Below are 12,213 nucleotides of genomic sequence, written 5' to 3' on the forward strand. Positions count from 1 at the left end.
GATAGAGCGAGCCACCCATTTGGGGGGCGCAGACCAATTGGAGACCTCCCATGCGCGCCCAGCCCACGGCATCGCACTATGTCAACGGACGCTACATCGAGGACGAAGGCGGCGCGCCGCTGCCGGTCATCTATCCGGCAACCGGTGAGACCATCGCCATGCTGCGCTCGGCGACGCCGAACGTGCTGGAACTCGCCGTCGAGGCAGCGCGGGCAGCGCAGCCCGCTTGGGCGCGGCTGAAGCCGGTCGAGCGCGGGCGCATCCTGCGCCGCGCCGCAGACATCTTGCGCGCCCGCAATGCCGACCTCGCCCGCATCGAGACCCTGGACACCGGCAAGGCAATCCAGGAGACGCTGGTGGCGGACGCCCCGTCGGCGGCCGACTGCCTCGAATATTTCGGCGGTGCGGTTGCCGCCTACAATGGCGAGTCGGTCGATCTCGGCGGGCCCTTCGCCTACACAAGGCGCGAGGCGCTGGGTGTCTGCGTCGGCATCGGCGCCTGGAACTACCCGATCCAGATCGCCGGCTGGAAATCGGCACCGGCGCTCGCCATGGGCAACGCGATGGTGTTCAAGCCGTCGGAAAACACCCCGCTGTCGGCACTGGCGCTGGCCGAGATCTACAGCGAGGCCGGCCTGCCCGACGGTTTGTTCAACGTCGTGCAGGGCTATGGCGATGTCGGCGCCGGGCTCGTCGGCCACGATGTCGTCGCCAAGGTTTCGGTGACCGGCTCGGTGCCGACCGGCCGCAAGGTGCTGTCGCTCGCCGGCTCGAAGATGAAGCATGCGACGATGGAGCTCGGCGGCAAGTCACCGCTGATCGTCTTCGACGATGCCGATATCGAGAATGCCATTGGCGGCGCCATGCTCGGCAATTTCTATTCGACCGGGCAGATCTGCTCCAACGGTACGCGGGTTTTCGTGCAAAGCGGCATCCACGACCGCTTCGTCGAACGCCTTGTCGAGCGGACGAAGAAAATCCGCATCGGCGACCCACTCGATCCCGAAACCCAGATGGGGCCGCTGGTCTCCAAGGCGCAGCACGACAAGGTGGTCGGCTATATCGAAATCGGCAAGCAGGACGGCGCGACACTCGCTTGCGGCGGCAACGTGCCTTCTTTGCAGGGTTTCCAGGGCGGCTTCTTCGTCGAGCCGACCGTGTTCACCGGCGTCACCGACACGATGCGCATCGCCCGCGAGGAGATATTCGGGCCGGTGATGAGCGTGCTGAAATTCGACGGCGAGGACGAAGTGGTCGACCGCGCCAACGACACCGAATTCGGCCTCGCCGCCGGTGTCTTCACCCGCGACCTGCAGTGCGCCCACCGCGTCATTGCCGAGCTGCAGGCCGGTACCTGCTGGATCAACGCCTACAATCTGACACCGGTGGAAATCCCGTTCGGAGGCTTCAAGCAGTCCGGCATCGGTCGCGAGAATTCGCTGGCGGCGCTGGCGCTCTATTCGCAGCTGAAGTCGATCTATGTCGAGACCGGCGACGTGGCGAGCCCGTATTGAGCCGATCTACGCGGCTTTTTTCAGCTCTGCTCTCGAGATACTGCGTCTCCGCACAGACCAGATGATAGAAGATGCTGGCCGCCGGCCCATCCATCGCCAGCGAGCGGCCACGCTCGTCGATGCGGTCGATCCACGGGCCGAGCGGCGCCGGGTCTATGTGCCAGCGGAACAGGCGACCAACGCGTGCCTCGATTTCCGGCTTGAGGTCGGCGCCACCCGAACCGTCTAGCGCGGCCGTGACCATTGCGACGGATCCGCGCGCCGGCAGCCCCAGCCCGACACCAGCGCCCGCTTGAACGACAGCAAGTTGGAGCGGAGGTCATGCCCGGTGACGATATCGGTCCGGCGCGGGACGGCGAATCAGCGTGCCAAGCCCCATGCCGAGTGGCCGGACCCGATTAGATTGAGCTCCGGTGGTAGCTTGGAGCGGGGATGGCCGAACCGCCAGCGCGCAATATATTCGCGAAAGCCGGGCGCCTTGATCAGCGCTTCGGTCTCGAATTCGAAACTGTTGGCCAAGCCTCGCCAACGATCCTCAAGGGCAAGACCGGAAACTCCAAGAGGCGGAAAAGTACTGATATCGAGGCCCGCGGCTTAGGACGCAAGGCTTTAAGCCACGTTTATCGCGGACCGAAATCCGAGCTTTGCGGAAATGCCCGACGAAAGGGATGAAATGCGACAGAAGTGCTGCCATTGCCGCTTGCAGGAACGAGGTGTGGCGGCTATAAGCCCGCGGTCTGGTCACGGAGTGTAGCGCAGTCTGGTAGCGCACCTCGTTCGGGACGAGGGGGTCGCAGGTTCAAATCCTGCCACTCCGACCAGAAAAAACAGATACTTAGGTATTTGTTTCTCCCGATACCCCACAGCGCGAGACCTGCCGGCGCTCTGAGTTCTGCCGGCCTGGCGACGTGTGCCACCCGATCGGGGTCGTGCTTCGCCAACGAAGGCTGTGAAGGTGCGCCGGTCCAGAGTGTCGGGGGGCGTTGAGGCGTCAGCTAGAAGCGATAACGAAGCCCAACAGTATTCGCGTTGGAACCCTCTCCCATATTTCCAAACGTACCACCGGCGCCGGATCGGTGGTGGAGTTGATAGACAAGCTCGACATTGGGAGCTTGCCTTAGCCTGAAGGAAAGCTCCGCGCCGATGAAACCAAGCAAAGACGCGTCGCCATCGTAATAGATTTCGCGTTCGCGTTCGATCTCGGTGGTGCCCGTAACCGCACTCAAACCGGCCGTCACTGCGGGCGCAATCGCCAGATCGCCGATGACAAGGCCCTGGTGACGAACCCTAACCCCGGCCCAAACTTCTCCTGACGTGTCGTCGTCCTCGCCAAATCTTACGGCAGCCCCGGTCACACCGTCAAGAACGAAACCAGCGCCCATATCGACGAAATCGCGACCATAGGCAGCGCCGATTATGTAGTTGTTCGTATAGTCGGCGCCGAATACGTTGATTGTGTTCCCAAATGATCCGGCCGCAAAAACGCCGCCAAAAAAATACACGTCGTTCTTCGCCGGTTGACCGACGGTGAAAGGATCTTCGGTAGCAATATAGATGAAGGGAGAATTGTCGGCGAGAGCGGAAGTGATGGAACAGGTCAGGACCAGTGCAGCCACAGCCGCTCGCACCCCGCGCATTCGCAAGCTCCGAATCAATCCTCAGTCGATCATCTTTCTTCCGGTATTTCACGGGAAGAAGCAAGTTCCCTGATCCAGGAATTGGATGGAGCTCTACCCATTGTTTGGGCAAGCCTTTCTTTCCGAAATGCAGGTCAGCTCACCAAATCGGATTCCCTTTTGCCAGCGCCACCTACGGGATCTGGTCAGATGAAAAACGCGCATCTTGCTCCGACGCAAGGCTTTAGCCCGTCGGACCAGCCTCATGGCAAAACCCCAGTTGAACTCCAGGCCGTACTCTTCCGGCCCCAGCAAAAGTCCCGCCGGGCCCTTGACCGCCAGAAATGAGTTCCCAAGTGGGTTACCAACCCGCTGGTCCGGGCCCCTCTGGTGAGAGCCTCGGCACTCTTACGATGTCGGACCGATTTTCTGACAGCCGTGCTGACAGGGGATTGCCCTTGAGTTTCTCATTCTTGTTCATCGAATGGCTCGGGACACCGCTCTGGATGTGGTCGAGCTTTTTTGTCCTCGTTATCGCTATTCTGTCATTCGACCTTGGAATTCTTCACAGGCAGGACAAGGAAATTGGCGTCCGCGAAAGCGTGATGCTTTCTGCCCTCTATGTCGCGCTCGGGCTCGCCTTCGGTGGCTGGGTATGGTGGTATCTCGGCGCCGACGCCGGCCTCGCCTATCTGACAGGCTTCGTCGTCGAAAAGACGCTGGCGCTCGACAACATCTTCGTAATTGCCCTGATATTCTCATTCTTTGCTGTGCCGCGCATCTACCAACACCGGGTGCTCTTCTGGGGCGTCCTCGGCGTCATGGTGCTGCGTGCCATTATGATCGGTGTCGGCGCGATGCTGGTCGCCGAGTTCGCTTGGGTTCTTTATATCTTCGCCGCGTTCCTGATCATCACCGGCATCAAGATGCTGATCGTCAAGGAGGCAGAACCCGACCTGTCCAAGAACGTCCTCTTCCGCTTCATGCACAATCGCTTTAGGGTCACCGAAGAGCACCACGGACAGCGGTTTTTCGTCAAAAAGACAAATCCCGGAACAGGCCAGGCGAGCTGGTTCATCACGCCGCTTTTCATGGCGCTGGTGATGGTCGAGGTGGCCGACGTCATCTTCGCCGTGGATTCCGTCCCTGCGATTTTCGCGATCACGACAGACCCATTCATCGTCTACACCTCGAACGTCTTTGCGATCCTCGGCCTTCGCGCCCTCTATTTCGCGCTTGCGGCGATGATCCACCGCTTCCGTTATCTGAAGCCCGCGCTCGCTATCGTCCTGATCTTCATCGGCTCGAAGATCTTCGTCGCCGATCTCCTTGGCCTTGAAAAGTTCCCGGCCGCCTTCTCGCTCGGCATTACCTTTGCGATCATCGCCGCCGGCGTGGTCTGGAGTCTCCTCAAGACCAGGGAACAGCAGCGGCAGTCTGCGTGAACGGGGGAGTCGACCCTGTCCGCCGGTCGACGCAACGGCGAGGAGGTACAGACCGGCGCCGTTCCTGCTCCGGATGCGGCTGACCGCCATGACCCACCCTCCAGGAGATCAAAGGACGGCAAGGTCGTGGACTGGTTGGATCATGTCGGCGACGCCGACGACGGCCCTTGGCCTCCTTCACTCGAAAGGAGCCAAAATGCTCGGTCGCGGCGCATATGGAAATGAGAGTTCGCTCACCAGGATTACCACCCGGCGAGCGAACCCTATCGGCGCAGGAAGGGACGTAGCTGCGCCGATGTGCAAATCTTCATGGGTCATCTCCGGGACGATCAGCCAAGGGCTAGTCCAATAGCCATCAAGGTGATGGCCATCGCGAAGACTGGTGCGAGCAACCAGCGCGCCTGGCCAACGCTCTTCTCCATCGGTTTCCTCCCACAACTTGCAGCGGACAACGACCGCAAACAGCGGCCGTTCCGGGCTACGCCCTTGGTAAGACCATTGCCTTTTGCGATCAGACTTAAGTCCCCTGCTCCGCCCGACCGAAGCCCAGCCCCGGGAACGATTGCACCTGCCCCAAGTTCGAGTGATTGGCGCAGACGATGTTGTGCTGCGTCGGTTTGCAAAGGAGGAATTCATGAAAATGCATCTTACCACCGCGGCGGCGGCGCTTCTGTTACTTGCAGGTATCGGAGCAGCCGCAGCCGAGGACATCATCCTCCAGCCCGAGCAGGAAACAGTCATCCGTGAATATGTGAAGAAGCAGCCCCTCGCTTCGGTGAAGCTTCCCGGTGTGGAACTCAATATTGGAACAGCGCTGCCCGACACGGTCGAGCTTCACGAAGTCCCCAACGTCAAATACCGCTACACAGTGATCGACAACCGAACAGTTGTCGTGGATCCGGGTACCCACAAGATCATCAAGATCATCGACTGAACCAGCCGCTGTCGGCTGAAGCCCGCCGCCCTTTGGGCCACGGGCTTCGCAGCAAAAACGGATGCAGATCGCCATGAACCGTGAGACTGAAATATCCCAAGCGCTGGGGATGCGCGTGGCTGACCTCAAGGCCAAGATGCAAGAGGCCCGCATCACCAAGGGCGAAATGAAGACCTTCCAGAAAGTCGCGGCCATGATGGAGGACCGCGAGGGGCGAATTCAGGGCGACGACCTGATCGCCGCGTCTTTCGTCTCCGATCTGAACAGCCAAAACCCCGAGTAGCCATGGCGACAATCAGCAGACTTTTTGATTCGCCTGCCGAAGCTGCCCGGGTCGCAGGCGACCTTATGGGAGCTGGAATTCCTCGGGTGGAGATCGCCATCATTGGGCCTTACCGGGACGAAGCGGGATTTCTATGGGCGCTCGCTCTGGGATCAATCGCTGGCGCTGGCGCTGGCGGGTTGGCCTGGTTGAGCGGAGTTGCCGTTCACGCCATCAATCCTCTTGCCGCGGGACTGTCGGCAACAGCGATGGCAGGCGCTGTCCTTGGCGGCGTTGCCGGCGGCCTGCTCGGCACACTATTCACCACGAGTTCCGCAAAGACGAATGATCCGAGCATTGCAGAGGGCATCATTTTGGTGACGGCGCATGTCGATGAAAACGAGATCGATGCCGCCCAGGCAGTGCTCGGGGACGAACCGGCGAAGTTCGTTGCCAAAGCAGCCTGAGAATTTGTGGGGAAATTGAACGAATGGCCCGACGTTTCGGAGGCGGGAACGGTGCGGCGGCTGGCTTACCGCTTTCAACTCGTGCCGCCGAAGTTTGCACGTCGACCAGGCGATCCGAACGAAGCCGCTGAACATCCCTTTCCAGGTCGGAGACAACCAAAATGCGAAAGCGCGCCGCGGCGAAACTTTGACGAAAATGGCCGTCAGCGCTAGGTACTTCGATGCGGTATGACGGGCTCGATGTAACGGCAAGCCGGATGCGACATGAATTCGAATTCAACGACAGCCTCGCCACCGGCCCTGACGATTGCGCTGTTTCTTGTCGTCGGCTGTTCATCGATCGGCAGAACTGTCGATCCGGCGAAATACGATGCGATGTCGTGCCCTGAGCTCAACAGTGCGCTGGGAGGCATCGCCCGCGACATCTCGCGAACCGCAATTACCCGCGGCAAAATCGCGAATACCAACGTTCCGCGCTGGCTGCCGGGCGGCTCGCGTGTAAAAACCGCGGTCGCCAACCGTGAAACGGCTAGGATCGCCCGGCTGAAACAGCAGCAAGACGCCCTAGTCGCGGTTCGGGCAAACAAGTGCCCGAGGTCAACGGACTGAGTGAACAGCCGTGTCTGGTGTTTTGCGCCTTTTGGTGGCTACGGTCCTCAGGCGCTCAACCGAAACCGTGTGACGTCGATCGCCGCGGCCATCAGCGTCTGGGTGTAGACGTGCTGCGGATTGCTGAAAATCGCCTCGGTCGGCCCTTCCTCGACGATCTTGCCCTGTTTCATGACGATGATGTAGTCGGCCATGGCGCGCACGACTGACAGATCGTGGCTGATGAAGAGGTAGGACAGCTCGTGGTCGGCCTGCAGCTTGCGCAGCAGTTCGACGATCTGTTTTTGCACCGAGCGGTCGAGTGCCGAGGTTGGTTCGTCCAGAACCACCAGCTTGGGCTTCAGGATCATGGCGCGGGCAATGGCGATGCGCTGCCGCTGGCCGCCTGAGAATTCGTGCGGGTAGCGGTTGCGGGCATTTGGATCGAGGCCGACCTCGCGCAAGGCCTCGACCGCGCGCTGGTCGCGTTGCTTGCCCGAAAGGTTCGGCTCATGCACCAGAAGCCCTTCGGTGACGACCTGGCCGACGGTCATGCGTGGCGATAGTGAACCGAACGGATCCTGGAAGACGAGCTGCATCTGGCGCCGCAGCGGCCTCATCGCTTGTCGGTCGGCAGTGGAAATGTCGTGATCGCCGAAACGGATGAGGCCGTCGCTCGGCAACAGTCGCAGCAAGGCGCGGCCGAGCGTCGATTTGCCCGAGCCGGATTCACCGACGATGCCGATGGTCTGGTTGCGCTGCAGTCGGATCGAGATGTGGTCGACGGCACGCAGCATCAACGGCTCGCCAGCAAGAAACCCGCCGCCGATCCTGAAGGTCACTTCGACATTCCTGCCTTCGAGCAGCACCGGGGCGTTGGCGGGCGGCGGCGCCTTGTGGCCGGTCGGCTCGGCTGCCAGCAGCATTTTCGTATAGGCATGCTGCGGGTTGACGAAGATGGCTTCAGCCTCCCCCTCCTCCACAACCTCGCCCTGGCGCATGACATAGACACGGTCGGCAAAGCGACGGACAATGCCAAGATCATGGGTGATGAAGACGATCGCCATGCCGAGCTTGCGCTGCAATTCGGCCAAGAGCATCAGGATTTGCGCCTGGATGGTTACGTCGAGCGCCGTCGTCGGCTCGTCGGCGATCAGGATGTCGGGATCGTTGGCGAGCGCCATGGCGATCATCACGCGCTGGCGCTGGCCGCCAGACATTTCGTGCGGATAGGACTTCATCCGCCGCTCGGGATCGGGAATATGCACCAGCCGCAGCAGCTTGAGCGCCTCTTCGCGCGCCTCGGCGACATTCAAGCCGCGATGCCGGCGGATCGGCTCGATCAGCTGATTGCCGATCGAATAGAGAGGATCGAGCGACGTCATCGGCTCCTGAAAGATCATGCTGATCTTCCGGCCACGGACCTTGTTGAGCTCGGATTTGCTCAGAGCCAGAAGGTTGCGGCCGCGATAGTCGACGCTGCCTGTCGCTTCGCCATTCGATGCCAGCAGGCTCATCGCCGCCATCATCGTCTGGCTCTTGCCGGAGCCGGACTCACCGACGACGGCAACGGTTTCGCCCGCGTTGACATGTATGTTGATGCCCTTGACCGCCTCGACCGCGCCGTCGAGCGTGCGGAAGCGGACGCGAAGGTCCTTGACGCTGAGGATCGTTTCGGAAGCAGCCATCTCAGTGATCCCCATCTCTATCGATCCCCATCTTAGCGATCCCTTGGGTCGAGCGCGTCGCGAAGGCCGTCGCCGACGAAGTTCAAGGCGAACAGCGTCGAGACGAGGAAGAAGGCGGGAAACAGGAGCAGCCAGTTGGCGGTGCCGATGTTCTTGGCGCCGACCGAGATCAGTACGCCCCAGCTGGTCATCGGCTCCTGCACACCGAGCCCCAGGAACGACAGGAAGCTCTCCAGGATGATGACCTGCGGCACCAGCAGCGTCATGTAGATCACGACGGGCCCGAGCAGGTTGGGGATGACGTGGCGCAGGAGGATGCCGCGCTGGCCGACACCCATGGCCTCCGCCGCCTGGACATATTCCTGCCGGCGGATCGACAGTGCCTGGCCGCGCACGATGCGCGCCATGTCGAGCCACAGCACTGCGCCGACCGCCAGGAACATCAGCACGAAATTGCGGCCGAAGAACACCACCAGCATGATGACGAAGAAGATGAAGGGCAAGGAATAGAGCACGTCGACGATGCGCATCATCACCTCGTCGACCTTGCCGCCGGCAAAGCCGGCAGCGGCGCCGTAGACCACGCCGATGACCACCGCCACGATGCCGGCGAGCAGGCCGATGGCCAGAGATATGCGCCCGGCCATCAGCGTGCGGGACAACAGATCGCGGCCGGTGTTGTCGGTACCGAACAGGAAGTATTGCTGCTTGATCGAGGCGCTCATCGTCACTTCGAGGCCGTCAGGCGACTTGCTTTCGATCTTGGTGCCGTCAAAGGCATCGGAGCGATCGAGATAGCGGATGTTGCGGTCGTCGATCGGCTTGGTCGACTTGACGGTAACGAAGACCTGGTTGCCCTCCTGCCGCCACTCCTTGAGGTCGACCCGCATGCGCTTGATCGCTTCGGTGAGCGCCGTCTCGATCGTGTCGGCCTTCGGATAGGCCGAAAGGCTTGGCGGCGTGCGCACATAATCACCATAGATGGTCGTGTATTGATGCGACACGAGCGAGGGGCCGACCACGCTGACGACCGCGATCAAAGCGAGATAATAGAGGCTGAACATGGCGGCGCGATTGGCCTTGAGGCGCGCCCAGGCATCCCCCCAGAGCGAGCGGCCGATGACGGCGGGAGCCGTGGCTGCGATGTCAGTCATAGCGCACCCTCGGGTCGACGACCGCGTACATGACGTCGACGATAAGGTTGAAAACGATGGTGAAGATGGCGATCACCACCACCGTTCCCATCACCAGCGTATAATCGCGGTTNAGATCGTCTCGACGATGACCGAACCGGTCAGCAGAGCCGCGGCCGCCGGGCCGGTGAAGGAGACGATCGGCAGGATGGCGCCACGCAGCGCGTGCTTGACCACCACCGACCAATCGGAGAGGCCGAGCGCGCGTGCCGTGCGGATATGATGGGATCGCAGCGATTCGATCATCGAGCCACGCATCAGTCGGGCGACGATGGCGATCTGCGGCAGAGCGAGCGTCAGCACCGGGCCGACCTTGTTGATGAAAGCGCCATCACCCCATCCACCGATCGGCAGCAGTTTCCAGGTCAGCCCGAACAGAAGCTGGATCACCGGCGCGATGACGAAGGTGGGAATCGTGCTGCCGGCGGTCGCCAGCGCGATCACCGTGTAGTCGCCAAGCTTGTTCTGGTTGAGCGCGGCAATGGTGCCGAGCACGGAACCGAGCAGAAGCGCCAGGACGAGTGCCGACGCGCCGAGCTGGACCGAAATAGGCAGTCCCTTGGCGAAGAGTTCGGTGACGGTGAAATCCGGCATGTTGTAGCTCGGCCCGAAATTGCCGCGCAAAAGATTGCCGAGATAGTGGACAAATTGCAGCCAGAGCGGGTCGTTGAGACCGAACTGAGCTTCGAGATTGGCTCTGATCTCAGGGCTCAGCCCCCGCTCCTGGTTGAACGGGCCGCCTGGCGCGACGCGCATCAGGAAAAACGCCATTGTCACGATGACGAACAGCGTCGGAATGGCGGTCAGAAGCCGCCTTAATACATATCGCAGCATCGGTGCCCCGCTTGATCCAGAGCAGTATGCGTCCAACTGGACGATTATGCTCTAGCGTTCAAATCTTCGCACCGACATTGTCGAAAATCGATCCGGTTCCCGGGCCGATGCGATGGCAAACCAGCACCGCCGCGCATGAGTTGCGCGGCGGCCCAGCCAAGGGATCAGTCCTTGCTGATGAAGCGGGACGGATGGATGTCCATCACATTGTCGTCGAAACCATGCAGCTTCGAAGAAACGATGTCATGGTAGCTGTAGTAGAGAAGCGGGATCTCGCCGACATCATCGATGAGGATGCGCTCGGCCTCGGCGAGTTCCTTCATGCGCAGTTCGGGTTTGCCGCCGGCGGCGGCCGCCTTGTCCATCGCCGCTTCGTATTTCGGGCTGTTATAGTTCGAATAGTTGTTGCCGCTGGCCTTGCGCGAGATGCCGAGGAAGGTTTCCGGGTCCTTGTAATCTGCGATCCAGGCGGCACGCGCCACATCGTAGTCGCCCTTCTGCTCGAGGAACGAGTAGTGGGTCTTGGTGTCGGTGTTGAGCAGCGTGATCTCGACGCCAAGCGGCTTCAATTGTTCCTGGATGGCGACAGCGGTGTTCTTGTGGTTTTCCGAGGTGTTGTAGCGGATCTCCATCTTCAACGGATGCTCGGGTGTATAGCCGAGCTTCTCGAGGATCTTCTTGGCAGCGTCTTCGCGGTCGATCTGCGGCATGTCGGCATATTTGGCCAGTGCCGGCGTGTAGCCTTCGATGCCCGGAGGTACCATCGAATAGCCGGGCAGCATCGAGTTCTGCCAGACTTTTTCGGCGAGAAAGTCGCGATCGATCGCCATCGAGATGGCATTGCGCAGTTCGACATTATCCCACGGCGCCTTGTCGGTCTTGATCGCATAATAGTAGGTGCCGAGATATGGACCGACACGGACCTGGTCGCCGAATTTGGTCTTGAGGTCGGCGAGCTGTTCGGTCGGCAGGTCACCGTAACTATCGAGTTCACCGGCCTCGAAGCGCTTCATCGCCGACGAGCGATCCTCGGTCGGGATGTAGTTGACCACGTCGAACTTGACGGTTGCGGCGTCCCAGAATTTCGGATTCTTGACCAGCTTCAGATGGTCGTTGGGAATCCACTCCGCCGCTGTATAAGCCCCGTTGGAGACCAGCTTGCCTGCCTTGATCCAGTCGGCGCCAAGCTTTTCGATAGACGCCTTGTTAACCGGATAGGTTGCCTGGTGGGTCAGCATCTCCAGGAAGTAAGGCGTCGGCGCCTTCAGCGTGACTTCGAGGGTATTTGCGTCAAGCGCCTTGACGCCCATGTCCTCCGGCTTGGCCTTCTTGGTGTTTACCTCCTCGGCGTTCTTCACGGGATAGAGCATGGAAGCATATTCGGCAGCGGTGGCTGGATCTTCCAGCCGATGGAACGAATAGACGAAGTCGTCGGCCGTCACCGGGCTGCCGTCCGACCAGAGGCCGTTCTTGCGCAGCTTGAAGGTGTAGACTGTGCCGTCGTCGGACACCGTCCAGCTTTCGGCGGCGCCAGGAATGAGGTTCGTCTTCTGAGATCGGAAGAGCACACGTCTGNGGTCTCGGCGAAAGCGGGCGTGTAGAACGTGCCGGCTGCCACCGCCATGGTCGTGGCGAACACAGTCGCCCTCAGCATGTTTTTCAGCATGAAGTT

9 protein-coding genes, 1 tRNA gene and 4 pseudogenes are annotated in these 12,213 nt (G+C 60.9%); 7 read left to right on the forward strand and 7 right to left on the reverse strand.

Annotated elements, in window-relative coordinates:
* Positions 1–50: 50 nt before the first annotated feature.
* Positions 51–1,514 (forward strand): betaine-aldehyde dehydrogenase, encoded by a 1,464-nt coding sequence (gene betB, locus X744_RS151365; protein ID WP_023760512.1) that lies wholly within the window; start codon positions 51–53, stop codon positions 1,512–1,514.
* Here betB and X744_RS1000000172275 read toward each other — a convergent pair.
* Positions 1,408–1,746: pseudogene (locus X744_RS1000000172275) on the reverse strand (AGE family epimerase/isomerase); the annotation flags it as partial. The gene betB and the pseudogene X744_RS1000000172275 sit on opposite strands and share 107 nt — an antisense overlap.
* A 16-nt stretch (positions 1,747–1,762) precedes the next feature.
* Positions 1,763–2,059: pseudogene (locus tag X744_RS1000000175325) on the reverse strand (phosphomannomutase/phosphoglucomutase); the annotation flags it as partial.
* Positions 2,060–2,258: 199 nt separating this feature from the next.
* On the opposite strand from X744_RS1000000175325, the gene X744_RS151360 reads away from it, so the two are divergent.
* Positions 2,259–2,335, forward strand: a tRNA-Pro gene (locus tag X744_RS151360).
* A gap of 174 nt (positions 2,336–2,509) precedes the next feature.
* On the opposite strand, the gene X744_RS1000000171075 is transcribed toward X744_RS151360, so the two are convergent.
* Positions 2,510–3,151: a hypothetical protein gene (locus X744_RS1000000171075; RefSeq protein ID WP_023760515.1), complete on the reverse strand. Its 642-nt coding sequence runs from the start codon at positions 3,149–3,151 to the stop codon at positions 2,510–2,512.
* Positions 3,152–3,588: 437 nt separating this feature from the next.
* Here X744_RS1000000171075 and X744_RS151355 point away from each other — a divergent pair, with 437 nt between their 5' ends.
* The 5 genes from X744_RS151355 to X744_RS151335 all read left to right on the forward strand — a co-directional run bounded on the left by X744_RS151355 (position 3,589) and on the right by X744_RS151335 (position 6,847).
* Positions 3,589–4,575 carry a TerC family protein gene (locus X744_RS151355; RefSeq protein WP_023760516.1) on the forward strand — a complete coding sequence of 329 codons (987 nt, stop codon included), beginning with the start codon at positions 3,589–3,591 and terminating at the stop codon, positions 4,573–4,575.
* Positions 4,576–5,209: 634 nt separating this feature from the next.
* A complete protein-coding gene (locus tag X744_RS151350; RefSeq protein ID WP_023760518.1) occupies positions 5,210–5,509 on the forward strand; it encodes a DUF1236 domain-containing protein in 300 nt (99 codons plus the stop codon).
* 61 nt (positions 5,510–5,570) lie between these two features.
* On the forward strand, positions 5,571–5,792 hold the full coding sequence (locus tag X744_RS151345) for a hypothetical protein (RefSeq protein ID WP_245266735.1): 222 nt from the start codon (positions 5,571–5,573) through the stop codon (positions 5,790–5,792).
* Between the two features lie 248 nt (positions 5,793–6,040).
* On the forward strand, positions 6,041–6,238 hold the full coding sequence (locus X744_RS1000000175330; RefSeq protein WP_245266736.1) for a hypothetical protein: 198 nt from the start codon (positions 6,041–6,043) through the stop codon (positions 6,236–6,238).
* Between the two features lie 264 nt (positions 6,239–6,502).
* Positions 6,503–6,847: a hypothetical protein gene (locus tag X744_RS151335; protein ID WP_023760521.1), complete on the forward strand. Its 345-nt coding sequence runs from the start codon at positions 6,503–6,505 to the stop codon at positions 6,845–6,847.
* Positions 6,848–6,894: 47 nt separating this feature from the next.
* Here the strand turns inward: X744_RS151335 and X744_RS151330 are convergent, their stop codons facing one another.
* The 4 genes and pseudogenes from X744_RS151330 to X744_RS01000000169960 form a co-directional block, all read right to left on the reverse strand.
* Positions 6,895–8,514 carry an ABC transporter ATP-binding protein gene (locus X744_RS151330; protein WP_023760522.1) on the reverse strand — a complete coding sequence of 540 codons (1,620 nt, stop codon included), beginning with the start codon at positions 8,512–8,514 and terminating at the stop codon, positions 6,895–6,897.
* 32 nt (positions 8,515–8,546) lie between these two features.
* On the reverse strand, positions 8,547–9,668 hold the full coding sequence (locus X744_RS151325) for an ABC transporter permease subunit (RefSeq protein ID WP_023760523.1): 1,122 nt from the start codon (positions 9,666–9,668) through the stop codon (positions 8,547–8,549).
* 61 nt (positions 9,669–9,729) lie between these two features.
* Positions 9,730–10,541, reverse strand: a pseudogene (locus tag X744_RS01000000169955) (ABC transporter permease subunit); the annotation flags it as partial.
* Between the two features lie 164 nt (positions 10,542–10,705).
* Positions 10,706–12,207 (reverse strand): annotated as a pseudogene (locus X744_RS01000000169960) (peptide ABC transporter substrate-binding protein).
* Between the last annotated feature and the right edge of the window lie 6 nt (positions 12,208–12,213).

Origin of the sequence: Mesorhizobium sp. LNHC252B00, assembly GCF_000502955.1 — a bacterium.
Lineage (GTDB): Bacteria > Pseudomonadota > Alphaproteobacteria > Rhizobiales > Rhizobiaceae > Mesorhizobium.

What these genes read in the sequence shown, in the direction of transcription:
- betB (WP_023760512.1), top strand. Translation starts at nt 51, where the DNA reads ATGCGCGCCCAGCCCACGGCATCGCACTATGTCAACGGACGCTACATC.
- X744_RS1000000171075 (WP_023760515.1), bottom strand. Translation starts at nt 3,151, where the DNA reads ATGCGCGGGGTGCGAGCGGCTGTGGCTGCACTGGTCCTGACCTGTTCC.
- X744_RS151350 (WP_023760518.1), top strand. Translation starts at nt 5,210, where the DNA reads ATGAAAATGCATCTTACCACCGCGGCGGCGGCGCTTCTGTTACTTGCA.
- X744_RS151345 (WP_245266735.1), top strand. Translation starts at nt 5,571, where the DNA reads ATGCAGATCGCCATGAACCGTGAGACTGAAATATCCCAAGCGCTGGGG.
- X744_RS1000000175330 (WP_245266736.1), top strand. Translation starts at nt 6,041, where the DNA reads ATGGCAGGCGCTGTCCTTGGCGGCGTTGCCGGCGGCCTGCTCGGCACA.
- X744_RS151335 (WP_023760521.1), top strand. Translation starts at nt 6,503, where the DNA reads ATGAATTCGAATTCAACGACAGCCTCGCCACCGGCCCTGACGATTGCG.
- X744_RS151330 (WP_023760522.1), bottom strand. Translation starts at nt 8,514, where the DNA reads ATGGCTGCTTCCGAAACGATCCTCAGCGTCAAGGACCTTCGCGTCCGC.
- X744_RS151325 (WP_023760523.1), bottom strand. Translation starts at nt 9,668, where the DNA reads ATGACTGACATCGCAGCCACGGCTCCCGCCGTCATCGGCCGCTCGCTC.